The organism is Microbacterium sp. I2 (genome assembly GCF_051364985.1).
Lineage (GTDB): Bacteria > Actinomycetota > Actinomycetes > Actinomycetales > Microbacteriaceae > Microbacterium.
In genome coordinates this window covers 12855-30512 of sequence record NZ_JBLWIH010000002.1, presented here as the reverse complement: position 1 = coordinate 30512, position 17658 = coordinate 12855, and the positions used below count along the sequence as shown (strand labels likewise).

15 protein-coding genes and 3 tRNA genes are annotated in these 17658 nt (G+C 70.8%); 15 read left to right on the top strand and 3 right to left on the bottom strand.

Going from position 1 to position 17658, the window contains the following annotated elements; translation table 11 throughout:
- Positions 1-18 precede the first annotated feature (18 nt).
- The 3 genes from ACLKM7_RS03720 (at position 19) to ACLKM7_RS03710 (ending at position 1618) form a co-directional block, all read left to right on the top strand.
- Complete coding sequence (locus ACLKM7_RS03720) at positions 19-519, top strand: FBP domain-containing protein (RefSeq protein ID WP_436445814.1); 501 nt, start codon at positions 19-21, stop codon at positions 517-519.
- Entirely contained in the window at positions 516-1433 is a 918-nt protein-coding gene (locus ACLKM7_RS03715) for a PfkB family carbohydrate kinase (protein WP_436445813.1), read from the top strand. Before ACLKM7_RS03720 ends, ACLKM7_RS03715 begins: the two co-directional genes overlap by 4 nt.
- A 100-nt stretch (positions 1434-1533) precedes the next feature.
- Positions 1534-1618, top strand: a tRNA-Tyr gene (locus tag ACLKM7_RS03710).
- On the opposite strand, the gene aztA is transcribed toward ACLKM7_RS03710, so the two are convergent.
- On the bottom strand, positions 1606-2322 hold the full coding sequence (gene aztA, locus ACLKM7_RS03705; RefSeq protein ID WP_436445812.1) for a zinc ABC transporter ATP-binding protein AztA: 717 nt from the start codon (positions 2320-2322) through the stop codon (positions 1606-1608). The two genes, ACLKM7_RS03710 and aztA, sit on opposite strands and share 13 nt — an antisense overlap.
- Positions 2323-2378: 56 nt before the next feature.
- Between aztA and aztB the strand changes: the two genes are divergently transcribed.
- The 5 genes from aztB to ACLKM7_RS03680 all read left to right on the top strand — a co-directional run bounded on the left by aztB (position 2379) and on the right by ACLKM7_RS03680 (position 7780).
- Positions 2379-3221: a zinc ABC transporter permease AztB gene (gene aztB, locus ACLKM7_RS03700; RefSeq protein ID WP_436445811.1), complete on the top strand. Its 843-nt coding sequence runs from the start codon at positions 2379-2381 to the stop codon at positions 3219-3221.
- Between the two features lie 26 nt (positions 3222-3247).
- Complete coding sequence (locus ACLKM7_RS03695; RefSeq protein ID WP_436445810.1) at positions 3248-4483, top strand: ABC transporter; 1236 nt, start codon at positions 3248-3250, stop codon at positions 4481-4483.
- Entirely contained in the window at positions 4480-5394 is a 915-nt protein-coding gene (aztC, locus tag ACLKM7_RS03690) for a zinc ABC transporter substrate-binding protein AztC (RefSeq protein WP_436445809.1), read from the top strand. Before ACLKM7_RS03695 ends, aztC begins: the two co-directional genes overlap by 4 nt.
- A 31-nt stretch (positions 5395-5425) precedes the next feature.
- Positions 5426-6643, top strand: coding sequence for a zinc metallochaperone AztD (gene aztD / locus ACLKM7_RS03685; RefSeq protein WP_436445808.1), 1218 nt, complete (start codon positions 5426-5428; stop codon positions 6641-6643).
- Positions 6644-6793: 150 nt separating this feature from the next.
- The gene (locus ACLKM7_RS03680) at positions 6794-7780 is read left to right on the top strand and encodes a hypothetical protein (RefSeq protein WP_436445807.1); all 987 of its coding nucleotides are present in this window, start codon (positions 6794-6796) and stop codon (positions 7778-7780) included.
- 110 nt (positions 7781-7890) lie between these two features.
- Here ACLKM7_RS03680 and ACLKM7_RS03675 read toward each other — a convergent pair whose 3' ends face one another.
- Entirely contained in the window at positions 7891-9480 is a 1590-nt protein-coding gene (locus ACLKM7_RS03675; RefSeq protein ID WP_436445806.1) for a phytoene desaturase family protein, read from the bottom strand.
- A gap of 116 nt (positions 9481-9596) precedes the next feature.
- Here ACLKM7_RS03675 and ACLKM7_RS03670 point away from each other — a divergent pair, with 116 nt between their 5' ends.
- The 5 genes from ACLKM7_RS03670 (at position 9597) to ACLKM7_RS03650 (ending at position 13630) form a co-directional block, all read left to right on the top strand.
- Entirely contained in the window at positions 9597-10397 is an 801-nt protein-coding gene (locus ACLKM7_RS03670; protein ID WP_436445805.1) for an inositol monophosphatase family protein, read from the top strand.
- A gap of 189 nt (positions 10398-10586) precedes the next feature.
- Positions 10587-12212 carry a peptidoglycan DD-metalloendopeptidase family protein gene (locus ACLKM7_RS03665; protein WP_436445804.1) on the top strand — a complete coding sequence of 542 codons (1626 nt, stop codon included), beginning with the start codon at positions 10587-10589 and terminating at the stop codon, positions 12210-12212.
- Positions 12213-12275: 63 nt separating this feature from the next.
- A tRNA-Thr gene (locus ACLKM7_RS03660) sits at positions 12276-12347 on the top strand.
- 36 nt (positions 12348-12383) lie between these two features.
- Positions 12384-12457: transfer RNA gene (locus ACLKM7_RS03655), tRNA-Met, on the top strand.
- 120 nt (positions 12458-12577) lie between these two features.
- Positions 12578-13630 (top strand): alpha/beta hydrolase, encoded by a 1053-nt coding sequence (locus ACLKM7_RS03650; protein ID WP_436445803.1) that lies wholly within the window; start codon positions 12578-12580, stop codon positions 13628-13630.
- A 39-nt stretch (positions 13631-13669) separates the two neighbouring features.
- Here the strand turns inward: ACLKM7_RS03650 and ACLKM7_RS03645 are convergent, their stop codons facing one another.
- Positions 13670-13975 carry an NIPSNAP family protein gene (locus ACLKM7_RS03645; RefSeq protein ID WP_436445802.1) on the bottom strand — a complete coding sequence of 102 codons (306 nt, stop codon included), beginning with the start codon at positions 13973-13975 and terminating at the stop codon, positions 13670-13672.
- Positions 13976-14276: 301 nt separating this feature from the next.
- On the opposite strand from ACLKM7_RS03645, the gene ACLKM7_RS03640 reads away from it, so the two are divergent.
- Positions 14277-16511, top strand: a complete 2235-nt coding sequence (locus ACLKM7_RS03640; protein WP_436445893.1) for a heavy metal translocating P-type ATPase — start codon at positions 14277-14279, stop codon at positions 16509-16511.
- A 94-nt stretch (positions 16512-16605) separates the two neighbouring features.
- A complete protein-coding gene (locus tag ACLKM7_RS03635; protein ID WP_436445801.1) occupies positions 16606-17658 on the top strand; it encodes a hypothetical protein in 1053 nt (350 codons plus the stop codon).

Genomic DNA, 17658 nt, shown 5'->3' with positions numbered 1-17658 from the left:
GGGCGGCGAGGAGGTGCCATGCGCCCGCTGACCGAAGACGACGTGCGTTCGTCATTCCTGAATGCCTCACCCGACGACCTCCGCATCGTCGCCCTGCCCGCCGATTTCGTCCTCACCGACTGGGACCATCTGGACTTCCTGGCGTGGCGGGATCCGCGCAGCCGCGGCCGGGGCTACCTGATCGCCGAACTCGACGGCGAGCCGGCGGGCATCGTGCTGCGTGCCGCCGAGGGCAGCTCCCGGGCGCGTGCGGCGATGTGCGATCTGTGCCACACCATGCAGCCCGCCGACCAGGTGGTGATGTACACCGCCCGCAAGGCGGGGGATGCCGGTGCCCACGGCGACAGCGTCGGCACCTACATCTGCGCCGACCTGTCGTGCCATGAGAATGTGCGGCTGGCGGCACCGCTCGCCCCGAACGAGGTGCGCGCCAGTGTCGACCGCAGGATCGACGGCACGAAGCGCCGCACCGAGGCGTTCGTCGGCCGCGTAACCGAGACGGCAGCGGTCCGGCGATGAGCGTCGTGGTGGTCGGAGACGCGCTCATCGACGAGCTGCGCGACGACCACGGCGTGCGTGAGTTCGTCGGGGGCGCTGCGCTCAACGTGGCGGTCGGATTGTCACGCCTGGGCGTGCCTGCGACGCTCGTGGCGATGTTGGGCGACGACGAGCCCGCTTCGCGCATCCGGCGCTACCTCGCGGACTTCGGTGTGGAGCTTCTCGCAACCCCGTCGCTCTTGGGCACGGCGCGAGCGGTGAGCACGCGCTCCGGCGGCGGTGAGCCGACGTACGAGTTCAACGAGGCGTCCCAGCAGCGGCGCATCCGGTTCGGCGATCTCGAGCGGGAGGCGATGGCGGATGCCGAGCTCGTGGTCGTGAGCTGCTTCGCGTTCGACGACACCGAGCAGACGGACGAGCTCGTCGCCGCGATCGCCGATGCCGGGGGCGCGGAGACCGTCGCCGTCGACCCCAACCCACGGACGGGGATGCTGCGCGACAAGGACCGGTTCGTCCGCGGATTCGAACGGGTCGCGGCACGGGCCCAGCTCGTGAAGGTCGGCGAAGACGACGCCGCGCTGTTGTACCGAGACCGGCTGGACGCTCTTCGCGCGCGGTTGATCGATCTCGGTGCGCGGTCGGTCCTCGCCACCGAGGGTGCGGCCGGCGCGACCATCGAAGCGGGCGACGTCGTGGTGACTCGACCGATCTCGAACCTGCCCGGACGCATCGTCGACACCATGGGCGCGGGCGATGCGGCGTTCGCGGCGACCGTCGCATCGATCCTCGAGACGCAGCCCGCGAGCGCCGATGAGTGGGCTGAGGTGCTGCAGACCGCCATGGACGTGGCGGCTGCGACGTGCCGGTTCGAGGGTGCGCTGCTGCGCACTCCGAGCGCGCTCACGAACATGGATCTGGACCGCCTCGGCACCTGATCAGGCGGTCGGCGGCGCCGATTTCGAGCACCGCCGCGGACAGCGTAAGATAGTGGATCGCGCCTCCGGTCGACTGTACAAGCCGGGCGGGTGCGCACCTGGCGAGTTACCCAAGCGGCCAAAGGGATCTGACTGTAAATCAGCCGTCTTAGACTTCGGGGGTTCGAATCCCTCACTCGCCACCATGTGACCACGCGCCCCGCACTGCGGGGCGCGTCGTCGTTTGCGGGGGCGTTGTTGCGGGGTCGATGATTCTGCCAGCCTCCAGACGGATGACATGGTCCGCTCCGGCGATGATGCCCTCGTCGTGCGTGACGCACACCACGGCCGCGCCGCGCCGGATCTCGGACGCGATCGCGTCGCGGATGCGGCGGCCGCTGTCGGCGTCGAGCGCGGTGGTCGGCTCGTCGAGCAGCAGGAGGTCGGCGCGCCGTGCGAGTCCCTGCGCGAGCAGCGCGCGCTGACGCTGACCCCCCGAGAGCTCGCCGAACGGGCGTCGTTGAAGGTCGGTGAGCGCGAGTCTGTCGAGCGCGTCGTCGACGGCGTCCCGCGCGACGGCATCCAGCCGGCGCCACGCACCGAGTCGGCCCCACGCGCCGACGGTGACGACGTCGCGAACCGTGACCGGCAGCAGCTCCGACACCGCAGCGCGCTGGGGCACGAAGCCGACCGCGTCCGCAGCCCGCAGGACGGTTCCCGAGGAGGCGGCACGCGTGCCGGCGACCACCTCGAGGAGGGTGGACTTGCCCGCGCCGTTCGGCCCGGCGATCGCCGTCAGCGACGCCCGCTCGATGCGGGCATCGACGTGGCAGAGCACGTCTCGACCGCCGAGTTCGACGTGGACGCCCGTGAGCTGAGCGATCGGCTCGGCCGATGTGGGGGAGGTCATTGCAGCGAGCTTATCGAAGTTGAGAATCGTTCTCAATAACGCTACGGTCGTCCTTCATGACCTGGCTGGCCGAACCCTTCGCCCTCGACTTCGTGCAGCGCGCCCTCGTGGGCGGCTCGCTCGTGGCGATCCTGTGCGGCGTCGTCGGCACGTGGGTCGTGATCCGCGGCATGGCATTCCTCGGCGAGGCTCTCGCGCACGGGATGCTGCCGGGCGTCGCCCTCGCGACGGTGCTGGGCTTTCCCGTCCTCATCGGCGCGACGCTGAGCGCCGTTGCGATGAGCGCCGGGATCGGCGCTCTGCAGCGTCGGGGCCGCCTCTCGTACGACACGAGCATCGGGATGCTCTTCGTCGCCATGCTCGCGATCGGCGTGATCGTGATCTCGCACTCGGGCAGTTTCGCGACGGATGCCACGGCCATCCTCTTCGGCGACATCCTGGCGATCTCGGGCTCGGACCTCGTGGTGCTCGCTGTGGCGACGACGGCAGGAGTGGCCCTCGCCGTCGTCGCCCACCGCCCCCTGGTGGCACTGGCGATCGACTCCCGCACCGCCGCGGTGCTGGGCCTTGCCCCACGTGCGGCGCAGACGGCCCTGGTCGCGCTCGTCACCCTCGCGATCATCGCCTCGTACCAGGCCGTCGGATCGCTGCTGGTGGTCGGACTGCTGCTCGCCCCGGCGGTCGCCGCAGGGCAATGGACTTCCCGCATCCCGACACGCATGCTGCTCGCCGCCGCGCTGGGTGTCGTCGCCGTCGCGGCCGGGCTGCTGCTGTCGTGGCATGCCGGCACCGCAGCCGGGGCATCCGTCGCCGTCGTCGCGATCAGCCTCGCTGCGGGGTCGTGGCTCGCCAGGGCCGCTCGCGACAGCGTCCGGGCCTCGCCCCTGCCCGCCACCTGACCCTCCTCTCGAACGAAACGGATCCCGTGCACCGCTCTGCTCTCACTCTTCCCGTCGTCGGGCTGCTGCTCGTCTCGCTCGTCGGGTGCGCGGGTGCGCCCGGGGTCGCCTCCGCCACCTCGACCGCAGAGGAGGGCGGCGGCCACGGCCGCATCGACGGCGCAGCCGAAGTCGCCGAGCCTCCGCTCGGGCTCACCACGATCGACCGGCATGGCAGCGTGCGCCACCTGGACCTGCTGGACGAGAGCATTTCGGAGCTGGGCGAGGTGCGGGTCCCGTCACGGGTCACCGGGGACGGTCGCTACCTGTTCGCAGCCGGCGACAACGGCGTCACCGTCGTCGACAGCGGCCGGTGGACGTGGGACCACGTGGACCATTTCCACTACTACCGCGCCGAGTCCCGCATCCTCGGCGACGTGCCGGGGGGCGGCGTCGCGAGCCTCGCGACGACGAATTCGTCGACCACCGGAGGAACCGGCATCTACTTCGCCGGATCCGGTGACGCCGTGCTCCTCGACACCGAGGCGCTCTCGAAGGGCGAGATCGTCGAGCGGTTCCGAATCGAGACGACGCCGCACGACGGGCTGGTCGTGCCCGTCGGATCGTTCGCGCTGGTGACGGAGCTCCAGGGCGGGGCCGTCGGGAGCGTCATCGCCTACGACGGATCAGGGATGCCGGTGCCCGGTGTGACGGGTGAATGCCCCGACGCGCGGGGCACCATCACGACCCGGGTCGGTGCCGTCATCGGCTGCGCCGACGGCGCGCTGCTCGCGACGGTCGCCGACGGCGATCTCTCGCTCGAGCACATCCCGTACCCGCCAGGCACGACCGCTGCACCGGCCACGGCGTTCGCGAACCGCGAGGGGCGGCCCACGGTCGCCGCGCTCGCGGGCGGCGAGGGGATCTGGCTGCTCGACACGCGCGAGCGATCGTGGGCCCTCCTCCCGGCGCCGGCACCGCTCGTGCAGGTGACCGCGGTCGACGACGAGGCGCAGCACGTCCTCGCGCTCGCCGAGGACGGACGCGTGCTCGTGCTCGACGGCATCACCGGCGCGCTGCTCGCCGAGACGCCACCGCTGGTCGCCGAGTCGCTCTCGCGGGGCGACGGCGAGCCCCTGCTGATCGCCGACGATCAGCGTGCCTACCTCAATGCGCCCACCGAACAACGCCTGTACGAGATCGACTTCGCCGACGCGGCGCGCATCGCTCGCGAGTTCGCGACCGACACCACACCCGCCTTCGTGGTGGAGACCGGCCGATGATCCGGCGCTTCGCCACCGCGGGGGTGGTCGCGGGGATGCTCGTCGTCTCGCTTGCCGCCTGCGCTCCTGCCGCAGACGACCGGCCACTCGTGGTGGTCTCGACCAACATCCTGGGCGACGTCGTGGGTGAGCTGGTCGGCGACGAAGCGCAGGTCGTGACGCTGATGCGTCCCAACGCCGATCCGCATTCGTTCGAGATCTCAGGGCAGGAGGCGGCGCGCCTGCGCGCGGCCGATCTCGTCGTCTCGAACGGGCTCGGACTCGAAGAGGGCCTGCAGCAGCACCTCGACGCGGCCGCGGCGGACGGCGTCGCCACGTTCGTGGCCGGCGAGGTCATCGATGTGCTCGAGTATCACGACGGCGACGCCGCCGGCATCCCGGATCCGCACTTCTGGACGGACCCCGCTCGCATGGCCGATGTCGTCGAGGCGCTCGTGCTCGCGCTGTCGGGGTTGCCGGGTGTGGACGGCGACGCGGTCGCGGCCCACGCAGACGAGTACGCGGCCGAGCTGTCGGAGCTCGACGCCGAGATGACCGAGGCGTTCGAAGCCATCCCCGAGTCGACCCGTGCCCTCGTGACCAACCACCACGTCTTCGGCTACCTCGCCGACCGCTTCGGCTTCCGCGTGATCGGTGCGGTGATCCCGGGCGGCACGACCCTGGCCGCGCCGAGCGCATCCGACCTCGCCGACCTCGTTTCCGCCGTCGAGCAGACCGGCGTGCCGACCATCTTCGCCGAGTCCTCTTCGCCCGACCGGCTCATGCGGGCGCTCGCTGACGAGGCGAACGTCCATGTCGACGTCATCGAGCTGTACACCGAATCGCTCACCGAGCCGGGCGGCGGCGCCGAGGACTACCTGACCATGATGCGCGTGAACACGGAGCGCATCGCCACCGGGCTCTCCTCCTGAGCCCTTCACCGAGAAGAAAGAGGACACCTCCATGCGCACACGCATCTTGCGCCGCGCCGGACTGCTCGTCGTCGCCGCCGGCGCCGTCGCATCCCTTGCCGCCTGCTCGACGGCAACGGGGAACGCTCCCGAAACCGCCGATGCCGGAGCCCAGGCTTCCACGGACGTCGCGGGTGGTCGCGTCGCCATCTCGTACGAGGGCGGCATCCTCGTGCTCGACGCCGACACCCTCGAGACCGTCGCGGATCTCGAGAGCGAGGAGTTCACGCGCCTGAACCCCGCCGGCGACGACCGGCACGTGATGGTCACCATGAGCGAGGGCTTCCAGGTGCTCGACACGGCGGCAGGCGCCGCCGACGAGCCGGTGCTCACCGACCTGGTCTTCGAGGCCGACACTCCCGGGCACGTCGTGCGCCACGCCGGCAAGACGATCCTCTACGCCGACGGCACGAGCGACACCACCGTCTTCGAGACCGACGCGCTGGCCGCTGCCGACGGCGAGCTGCCCGAGACCGAGACGATCGAGGGCGTCGAAGCGCACCACGGCGTGTCGGTGGTGCTGGAGGACGGCACGTTCCTCACGACGGTCGGCGATGCGGACGGTCGGAACGGGATCATCGTGACGGATGCCGCGGGCCAGACCATCGCCCAGAGCGACCAGTGCCCCGGTGTCCACGGTGAGGGCACAGCGGCTGACGAGGCCGTCGTCTTCGGCTGCGAGAACGGCGCGCTGCTTTACCACCACGGCGAGATCGTCAAGCTGGACGCTCCCGACCAGCCGTACGGCCGCATGGGCAACGCGTACGTGAGCGAGACCAGCCCGCTCGTGGTCGGCGACTACAAGAGCGATCCGGATGCCGAGGGCTACCTTCTCGGAGCCGTCACGGTGATCGACACCGAGGCGCACACGCTCGACGTCGTCGACCTGCCGGACGGCGTCGAATACACGTTCCGCGATGTCGCACGCGGGCCGGAGGATCTCGCGTACATCCTCGCCAGCGACGGATCGATCCACGTCTTCGACCCGGAGACCCGCGAGATCACCGAGTCGTTCCCGGTGGTCGCGCCGTGGGAGGGGCCCGCCGAGTGGCAGGACCCGCACCCCGCGATCGTCATCGACGGCGACATCGCCTACGTCACCGAGCCCGCCGCGAACGCGGTGCACGCCGTCGATCTCACCTCCGGCGAGATCATCTCGTCGGCCGAGCTCGACGTGGCGCCCGTCGAGATCGCCGTCGCCGCCGGCTGACAAGAGGCGGAGGAGGGGCGGTGCGCCGCCGCCCCTCCTCCCCACGTTCGGCACGGCGAGGGTCGCGCACCGTCCCCGGGTCTCCCGTGCGCGACGTCGCACATGCCAGGATGGGCACTGCGGGATCGCCCGCGACACGAGAGGACCGCCATGACCGTGCCCGATCCGTACGCGACGGCTGAGACGCGCCGCGACGATGCCCCCACCTCGTTCCTCCTGCGCGCCGCCATCTGGGTGGCGATCGGCGCCCTGATCGCCGCGGCGATCGTGTGCGTCGTGTGGGTGCTCGTGGGCGGGCAGAACGGAATCGTCGGCCGCGCGTTCCTCACGATCCTGCTTCTCGTGGCCTTCGCCGGAGTCGCGATCCTCGACGCGCACCTCGCACCGCGTCGACCCGCCTGGTTCGCGCTGGCGAGCATGGGCACGTGGGTTGCCATCCTGCTGATCGGCGCCGTGATGATCTGGATGCCGGAGCGCTACTACTGGGGCGGATTCTCACGCTTCGTCCAGTTCCTGCTCATCGTGCTCATCCTCCAGCTCGGCCTTCTGCACCTGCGCCTGTATCTGAAGGCCTTCCAGCGCTACGACACGCCTTTCACGCGCGTCGTGGCGATCGCCACCATCACCCTGGTCGTCGCGCTCGCCGCCCTTCTGGTGATCCCGCTGGCATTCGGCGAGTACCTCAACCTTGCCGACCTGTACTGGCGCATCGTGGTCGCCGTCGCGATCCTGGCCGCAGTCGGTACGGCACTGATCCCGCTCGTGAACGTGCTGTTCGCGCCGAAGAAGCCGCGCGCGGCGGTCACGCCCTACGGCCAGGCTCCCGTGCCTCCCGCTCCGGCCGCGGTCGCTGCCCCCACGACCCAGGAGCAGCACGAACTGCTGCCGTGGCCGATGTACGTGGACGGCGTCACGCCGCTGCCGATGCTGCCCGACGGCTCGCCGGACTGGAACGCCTACTACACCGGCTATCCGTCGCCCGGGGCCCACGTCTTCGGAGCCCCGGAGCCCGCCGCGCAGCACCCCGCCGCTCCCGCGGACGCGGGAGCGCCACCGCCGCCGGCCGCCCCGGCCGCGCCGACGGGATCCGGCTACGAGGGCTACCCGCCGCCGCCTCCGCTTCCGCCGCGGCAGTAAGCCGCGGAGCCTTCGCGCCTCGGCTCGCTCGTGCGGCAGTTGCGGCGGGATTTCGCGCCCCGAACCCGCGGGATGTGACCCGCGAGTTCGTGCGCTTGACGGGCGTCGGCTCAGCCGTTGAGCAGCTCGAGGGCCGCCATCGCGGCGTTGTGACCGCCTACGCCGCTGACGCCGCCGCCGCGCCGCGCTCCCGAGCCGCACACCAGAACCTTCGGGTGAGGGGTGGCGACGCCCCATCGCCGGGCCGGCGTCGCGAGCTCGTCGCCGTCATCGGCCCATGGCCACGCCAAGCCGTTGTGGAAGATGTCGCCGCCGATCATGCCGAGCGACGCCTCGAGGTCTGCGGTGGTCCGCGCCTCGACGCACGCCGTGCCGTCGGGGGCCTCGAACACGCAGTCCGCGATCGGCTCGGCCAGCACCGAGTCGAGCGAACGCTGAGCCGCCGTCAGCAACGCCGCCCTGACGGCATCCGGATCCTGTCCCGCCATGATGCGGTGCGGCACCTGCAGGCCGAACAGCGTGAGGGTCTGCGCACCCGACGCTCGCAGGTCGGAGCCGAGGATCGACGGGTCGGTGAGCGAGTGGCAGTAGATCTCGGCGGGGAGGGGATCGGGGATGCCGCCGGCCATCGCGGTGGCGTGGGCGCGGTCGAGCTGCGTCATGGTCTCGTTGATGTGGAAGGTACCGGCGAAGGCGGCCCCCGGCGAGACGTGCGGGTCGTTCAAGCGGGGCAGCCGCCGCAGAAGCATGTTGACTTTGAGCTGAGCGCCTTCGGGCGCATCGGCCGTGGCGCGCGCTGCGGCGTCGCGCGCGAGCAGGCGCTCGAGCACCGCCGGCCCGACTCCGCTCAGCACGAGCCGGCCGTGCACGGTGCCCGGCTGCGCGCCTCCGGTCTCGACGACGCCGTCGGGCGAGATCGACACGACATCGGCGCCCGTGCGCAGCTCGGCGCCGGCCTCGCGTGCGGCGCGGGTGAGTTCGTCGGTGACGCGTCCCATGCCGCCGACAGGCACGTCCCAGTCACCGGTGCCGCCGCCGATGACGTGATAGAGGAAGCACCGGTTCTGGCGCAGGTCGGACTCGTCCGAACTCGCGAACGTGCCGATGAGCCCGTCGGTCAGCGCGATGCCACGCGCGATGTCGGTGTCGAGCGCAGCGCGGAGCATCGCGCCCAGCGGCGCTTCCACGAGGTCGTGCCACAGTGCGTCGTCGCCGAAGCGGGCGCGCATCGCCGCGCCGGTCGGGAGCGGTTCGGTCATCGACGGGAAGACGGTGCGCGCCACGGGCGCGAGTCGTTCGCCGAACGCGGCGAAGCGGGCCGCCTCGGTTCTGCTGCCGACGCGCGCGAACGAGGCCGCGGTGGCGGCGTCATCCCCGTTGTCGACGAGGACCCCTCGCGAGGGATCGGCGGGATCAGGTGTGTAGGAGGAGTACCGCCGGCGCACGAGACGGATGTCGAGTCCGAGCTCGGCGATGATCCGGGGCGGGAGCAGGCTGACCAGGTAGGAGTACCGCGAGAGCCGGGCGTCCACTCCGGCCCACGGTCGCTCCGACACAGCGGCCCCACCCACGTGGTCGAGTCGCTCGAGTACGACGACCGATCGGCCCGCCTTCGCGAGGTAGGCGGCGGCGACGAGGGCGTTGTGCCCGCCCCCGACGATCACGACGTCGTACACGCGCCTCCGCACCGCGTCACTCATACCGCCACGCTATCCCCGCGCTTCAGAGTCCGTTCGCCACACCCGTGCGGGAATCGCGTCGTTTCGCGTGCGTATGCGGCGAACGAACGAGGGGAGGGGCGGGATAGCGTGGGGGCATGAGCCTGCCCCGCGACCTCGAAGCCCTCGCCATCGACATCGCCCAGGAAGCGGGGGAGCTCGCGCGGGTCCGGCGCGAAGCCGGCGTGGCGATCGCCGCGACGAAATCCGCGCTCGCCGACATCGTCACCGAGGCCGATCGCGAGGTCGAGGCGCTGATTCGTGCGCGCCTGCGCACGGCGCGTCCCGACGACGGCTTCCTCGGCGAGGAGACGGGCGCGGAGCCGGGCGACAGCGGCGTCACCTGGGTGGTCGACCCGATCGACGGCACGGTCAACTACGCCTACGGCATCCCGACGTACGCGGTGAGCATCGCCGCGGTGCAGGGGGATCCGGCGCCCGAGGCGTGGGAAGCGCTGGCAGGAGTGGTGTTCAACCCGCCTGGCCGGGAACTCTTCCACGCCGCGCGGGGCGAGGGCGCATGGCTCGGCGTGACCCGGCTCGGCGTGAGTGCAGACGTCGGACCCGCCGGCGCGCTGCTGGCGACCGGGTTCGGCTACGACCCCGTCACGCGGCCCGATGACCTGGCGCTCACGGGCCGGGTCCTGCCGCTCGCCAGGGACATCCGCCGCGCCGGCGCGGCATCGCTGGACCTCGCCTATGTCGCCGCGGGCCGTCTCGACGGCTACTTCGAGCGCGGCCTGAAGGCCTGGGACTTCGCCGCCGGTGCTCTGCTCGTGACGGAGGCAGGTGGCCGATTCGGCCGCGGCACACCGGACGGATCCGGGCGTTCGCCGCTCGTGGTCGCGGCGTGCCCGGCCATCTTCGACGCGCTCGCGGAAGTCACCGAACTCGGCTGAGCGTGGGAGGGCTCCCATGCGAGGTCGCGAAACGCCGAAACACATCCTGGGCCGCACATGGCATTCCCAGGGCGAGCGGGGTAGTGTTTACCCGATCGTTACCTTCGCCGCCCGAACGGCGGAGTGGTCATAGCCCGAACGACCGTCTTCCTGCGCCCCTCGCAGCACGACCGAAAGCCCCCTGCCGCATTGCCTTTCGACGCCCCCCAGGCTGAGTCTGCACCCACGCGCAGATCGAGCCGCACCTCCGCTACGCCCGTCCAGGCGACGCCGGAGGTCTCCGCGGCATCGCGTGCCGCGGCTCGGCGTCAGGCGGCCGGAGCGAACCCGGAACGGCCGGCGATCGTGTGGGGCCGCACCGCGACACAGGCCGTCGCTGCCGCAGCAGCCTCCGTCGCCACTCCGACGACGCAGACGCCCGACGAAGCGGCAACACATGACGCACCCGTCGCAACGGGCCCCGTCGAGACCCCCGTCGCCGAGACCCCGGTCGTCGAGGCGCTGACGGTAGATCCGGTCGCCGAGGTCCCGGCGATCGCGGCTCCCACACTCGAAGTCGCCGCGGCCGTCGCAGCGGCACTGCACTCGCCGGTCTCAGCCGCCCAGGCGCCGCTCAGCCGACGCGCGCGTCGCGCCACGCGGGCCGCGTCGCAGCCGATTCCTGTGCCGACGATCGCGCACGAGTCTCCGGCCGAACCCGAGCGATCGATCGCCGCCTTCCAGGAGGAGCTGTCGACCCGGGATGCTCCCGCGCCCCTGATCGATGCCGTCCTCGCCCCCGCCGAGCCGTTCGAGCTCCTCGAGCCGGTCGCCGATGCCGCGCCTGCCGAGGATGCCGCGCCCGTCGACGCCAGTACCGGCCGGCCCGGGGCAGACGAGCCGTCGGCTGAGCAGACCGCGGGGCTCACGGCATCCGGATTCGACGAATTCGAGGCCGCCGCCCGCCTCTTCTCCTTCACGGGCGAGACGCCGGTGCAGGCTCCCGCCGCCGAAGAGGCGCGCGATGACGAGCAGGCGCCGAAGCGCACGCGGCCGCACGTGGCTCCTCGTCGGGCGAAGGCGCCACGCGGCGCCTCGTTCTCGCGAGTGGCGACGACGTCGTTCTCGATCGGCGTCCTCGGAGTCGTCGGCCTGCTCACGGTCGGGTTGACCACCCCGGTCGAAGCCGTCGCCGCCGCGAGCGGAGCCGATGCAACGATGTCGGTCGTCGCCCCTGCCGACAGCTCGGTGCGCGAGATCGACGAGGACGAGATCCAGGCGTACGTCGCCCCCGCCACGGTGCAGGCCGACGCGCTCGACCGCACCGAGCACTACGGCACCACGACGACTGCCGAGCTCGCGTCGGAAGCGGGAATCCGCAATTTCTCGAATCTGTTCCACAACGACCCGAACTCCAACATCCAGTGGCCGTTCGCCGTCGGTGTGACCATGTCGTACGGGTTCGGCATGCGCTCCGGCCGCATGCACGAGGGAATCGACTTCACGCCGGGTGCCGGCTCGCCCATCCAGGCGATCGCCGACGGCACCGTCCGCGTGGCGTCCGAGGCCGGCGGCGCGTACGGCGTGCACGTCATCATCGACCACATGGTCGACGGTCAGCTCGTCTCGAGCCACTACGCGCACATGCAGTACGGCTCGATGCAGGTCAGCGCCGGTCAGCACGTGACGGTGGGCACCGTCCTCGGTCGCACCGGCAACACCGGTCGCTCGTACGGGGCGCACACCCACTTCGAGATCCTGCTCAACGGCACCACGGCGATCGACCCGATGCCGTGGCTGCGAGAGCACACCGACGGCACGCACATCGTCGGCTGATCCGATTCTGGAGGATGCCGCGGCTCTGGTATTCTCTTCTAGTTGCCTGCTCGCAGGCAGCACGCCCCGATAGCTCAGTGGCAGAGCACTTCCATGGTAAGGAAGGGGTCGTCAGTTCAATCCTGACTCGGGGCTCGCAGCATTCGAATCTCGACCGTCCGGATGCCACGCGGCAGGGTAGCTCAGTTGGTGAGAGCGCACGACTCATAATCGTGAGGTCGCGGGTTCAAGCCCCGCTCCTGCTACGGATAGCCCCGGAATCTCGCCGATTCTCCGGGGCTTTCTGCTTGCCCGTCGTGTTCCCCCGTTCGGCGCGCACTCTCCCGATAGCCTCGACCCGCAAGGCAACAGATCACGGGGGAGACATGGCGTCTGAGTCAACGGTCGAGGATCACGCGGTTCGCCCGCGCACGCACCGGCACCGCGGTTGGCTCATCGCCCTCGGTGTCGTGCTGTTCGTCGTGCTGGCGGCCGTGGTCGTCGCATCGATCACACCGTGGCCGTCGGCCATGCTGATCCGGTCGGTCTTCGAGCAGGGTGGGAGGGCGACGGCAGCCGAGATGGAGAAGCACGTTCCCGAGAACGACGCCCTGCGGGAGAAGACCGGGATCACCTACGCCGAAGACGAGCCGGGACTCACGCTCGACATGTACACCACGGCCGAGGACGGCGACGCACTGCCGACGGTCATCTGGATCCACGGCGGCGCCTGGATCTCGGGGTCGAGCGCGGACGTCGACCCCTACATGCGGATCCTGGCGGATGCCGGTTACACCGCGATCGCCGTGAACTACACCCTGGGACCCGAGGCGACCTATCCGACCGCCGTGGGGGAGCTGAACGACGCCTTCGCGTACATCCTCGATCATGCCGACGAACTCGCCGTCGATCCCGACACGATCGTCATCGCGGGGGACTCGGCGGGGGGGCAGCTCGCCAGCCAGATGGCGACCCTCTCGACGAATCCGGACTATGCCGAGCTCATGGATGTGCGACCCGCACTCGCGGCGGACCAGATCGTCGGCGTCATCCTCAACTGCGGCGTGTACGACATGCGGGCGATGACCAATCTGCCCGGCATCATCGGATGGGGGTTCAAGACCGCCCTGTGGTCGTACACCGGCACGAAGGACTGGGCGGCGGAGTCTCCGGGCGCCACGATGTCGACCATCGAGTTCGTCACGTCGGACTTCCCTCCCACATACATCAGCGGTGGGAACGGCGACGGCCTGACCTGGCTGCAGGGAATCCCCATGGCCCAGCGCCTGCGCAGCCTCGACGTGCCGGTGACCGATCTCTTCTGGCCGGCGGACCATGAGCCCGCCCTTCAGCACGAGTACCAGTTCCACCTGGACCTCGACGAGGCGCAGGAGGCGCTGGGTCGCACGCTCGACTTCCTCGAGTCGGTCACGAACTGAGAGACGGGGCGCTCCTCGGCTGCAGCGTCCCGCATCCCCTCACTCGAAGACGGGCGTGAGGAACCGGCGCTCGTAGCGGCGGATGCACTGCGTGTCGCGCGCGAACTGGAACATCTCGAGGCACTCCGGGTCGGCGAACGATGCCGTCCGGTACGTCTCGTACTCAGCAAGCGAGGGGAACGTGAACAGGGCGAAAGCCTCGTCGCTGTCTCCCTCGCTCGGCATGAAGTACCCGTGGTGGGTGCCGCCGAACTTCGTCACGAGGCGGATCCACTGCTGCCCGTAGTGGGTGAACTCCGCGAGCTTGTCGGGGTCGATCTCGTAGCGCAGGTGGACGGTGATCACGGATGCTCCTTCGGGCGGTGGCGCGGACGCGCACTGCCGATTCTGCTCGAGCCATCGGCTGCGGGACGCCCGATCCTCCACGCCGGCCACATCATGGCGGGTGCGCGCGCATCAATGGCAGTGTGCGCCGTCGGGGAATACGCCACGGCCTCACGCGTTGCGACCGATACCCCATAGGGGTATAACGGAGTTAACCGCGTTCGAGGAGAGTCCTGTGACCGATCCGCACGACCACCATCACCACTACGGCGCACGCGCGACCGAGGAGCCGCAGGACCACAACGGCCACGCCGTCCACGACATGCTCACGTCTCACGACGCCCACGCCGGTCACGGCGCCCACGCGGGACACGATGTCCACGCGTCCCACGGCGCCCACGCCGGTCACGACGCCCACGCGGGTCACGATGCCCATGCCGATCATGACGCCCACGCGGGACACGATGCCCATGCGGGACACGGGGGTCATGCGGGACACGGGGGTCATGCCGGCCACACCGGACATGTCGAACGTTTCCGCCGGCTCTTCTGGTTCAACCTCGTGCTCGCGGTGCCGGTCATCGCGTTCTCGAGCATGTTCGCGATGGTGCTGGGCTACTCCCTGCCCGACGTGCCCCTCGTCACCTGGATCTCGCCCGTGCTGGGCACGGTCATGTACTTCTGGGGAGGTTGGCCCTTCCTCTCGGGCGCCGTCGACGAGGTGCGCGCCCGTCGCCCCGGCATGATGCTGCTGATCGGTCTCGCGATCACCGTCGCCTTCGTCGCGTCGTGGGGAGCGAGCCTGGGGATGCTGCACCACCAGCTGGACTTCTGGTGGGAACTCGCGCTGCTGATCGTGATCATGCTGCTCGGGCACTGGATCGAGATGCGCTCGCTCGCACAGACGACGTCGGCGCTGGACTCGCTCGCGGCGCTCCTTCCCGACGAGGCGGAGCGCGTCGACGGCGATGCCATCGTGAAGGTCGCACCCGCCGACCTCCGCGTGGGCGACGTGGTCCTCGTGCGCCCGGGCGCGAGCGTCCCCGCGGACGGCCGGATCGTCGACGGTCGCGCCGACATGGACGAGTCGATGGTGACCGGCGAGTCGCGCACCGTCGCGCGGACGGTGGGCGACGCGGTCACGGCGGGCACCGTCGCGACCGACTCCGGGCTTCGGGTGGAGGTGACCGCGACCGGCGACGACACGACGCTCGCCGGCATCCGTCGCCTGGTGGCGGAGGCGCAGAACTCGTCGTCGCGCGCGCAGCGCCTCGCCGATCGCGCGGCGGGCTGGCTGTTCTGGTTCGCGCTGGGCGCGGCGCTGATCACGGCGATCGTCTGGACCGCGTTCGGCCTGCCCGATGAGGCCGTCGTGCGCACGATCACCGTGCTCGTGATCGCGTGCCCCCACGCGCTCGGACTCGCCATTCCGCTGGTCGTGTCGATCGCGACCGAGCGAGCCGCCCGTGGCGGCGTGCTCGTCAAGGATCGCCTCGCCCTCGAGACGATGCGCACCGTCGACGCGGTGCTGTTCGACAAGACCGGCACGCTCACCAAGGGCGAGCCGACGGTCGTCGACATCGCCGCGGTCGGCGACGTGGATGCCGATGCCGTGCTCGCGCTCGCCGCGTCCGCCGAGGCCGACAGTGAGCACCCCCTCGCCCGCGCGATCGTCCGGGCCGCGCACGAGCGCGGTCTCGCCGTGGCCGCCGCGACCGGATTCACGTCATCGCCCGCCGTCGGGGTCTCCGCGACGGTCGAGGGCCGCGAGGTGCGGGTCGGGGGACCGCGGATGCTCGAAGAGGTCGGCGGTACGGTCCCCACGGCCCCTCCACTCGCCGCTGGCGCGTCGAGCGGAGCCTCCGGCCGCGTGGGCCCAATCGCGGCGTCGACTCAGTGGCGGGAGCAGGGGTCGATCGTGCTGCACGTCGCTCGCGACGGTGCCGTCATCGGCGCACTCGCCCTGGCGGACGAGATCCGGTCCGAGTCGCGTGAGGCCGTCGACGCACTGCACCGGCTGGGCGTGGAGGTGGTGATGATCACCGGGGATGCCGAGCCCGTTGCTCACACGGTGGCCGATGCCCTCGGCATCCGTCGCGTCTTCGCCGGCGTCCGTCCCGAAGACAAGGCTGCGAAGGTGGCCGAGCTGCAGGGCGAGGGCAAGAAGGTCGCGATGGTCGGCGACGGCGTGAACGACGCACCCGCGCTTGCGCGGGCCGACGTCGGGATCGCGATCGGCGCCGGCACCGACGTCGCGATCGGATCCGCCGGCGTGATCCTCGCCTCGAGCGATCCGCGGTCGGTGCTGTCGGTCATCGAGCTGTCGCGGGCGAGCTACCGCAAGATGAAGCAGAACCTGTGGTGGGCCGCCGGCTACAACCTCATCTCGGTGCCGCTCGCCGCAGGCGTGCTCGCCCCGATCGGCTTCGTGCTGCCGATGTCGGTCGGTGCCATCCTGATGTCGCTGTCGACCATCGTCGTCGCGCTGAACGCCCAGCTGCTGCGCCGGCTCGACCTGAGCCCCGAGGCCAGCACCCGCTCGGTGCTGCAGCGGTGAATCTTCGGGGATCGGATGCCGCGGCATCCGATCCCCGCGATGTCCGACTGCGGCCGACCTGTACGACGCGCGGCTGGTCTGCTTGGATCAGCACGTGACCGTGCCTCCGCCAACCGACGAGCTGACCTCGCACGCGGCCGCATCACCCGACTCCCGCGGTCGCGGCCACGGCCCCATCGGTGCGGGGCGGGCGCTCGCCGCCATCGCGCTGGCAGCCGTCGTGCTGTCGATCGGCTTCTGGATCTGCGCGTGGCAGGTGTTCACGGCCCTGTTCAGCGGAGGGTGGCCCGTTCTGCCGGTCCTGATCGTGGGGTTTGTCGCTCTCGCCCTGATCGTGATCGTGCTGCGCCTCCTCACGCACCGGTTGCGATTCGGCGCCGCCCTCGTCGCGGTGCTGTCGGCGCTGGCGGTGCTGATCGCCGGCGTGATGCGAACGGGCGGATGGGGCGTCCTGCTCGGGTTGCAGAACGGTGTCGTCCTCATAGCGCTGGGCGTCGTCTGCGCGCTGACGCTCGGCGTCTTCTTCGGACCACGGTGGCTCCGGATACTCGGCGGCGGCGCGCTTCTCCTCGTCGTCGCGTTCGCCGCGGCCCCCTGGAGCTACACGCAAGCTGATGCGGAGCCGGATCCTTCGGTCGCCTCAGAGGCGGCGTTCGACGACGTCATCGAGATCTCGCAGCCTCCGGTGGTGCCGGATGGTCCTAACGACGTGGTGGGAGCACTCGAGCCGGCGCAGTGGAGCACTGTGGCATGGGTGAGTACGCACGACGGCGCAGCCCTCACCGTCAAGGCTTCTGGTGGCAACACCGCGACGGACGACCCGGCGCTGCCGTGCGGGCTGATGCTCGAGCCGACCGGGGGATTCGAGGCGCCGATCACGATCGAAGACTTCGGCGGTGAGTGCGTGCGCGACGGTGCGCACTGGGTCACGTCCGACGGCACAGCGCGGGCGCTGTGGCTCGGCGACGTCCTCGTGGTGCTGCGCTCCGCAGACCCGGTGGCGCTCGCCGAGGTGGGCTCCACGCGCGCCGCCGGCCCGGACGACCTCGCGGCTGCGGCGGCGAGACTGCGGACCCTCAGCGCGGCGGAGTTCCGCGAGATCTACCGACCCCAGTGGGACGCCGCGCACAACCCGTCAGAGCTCTGA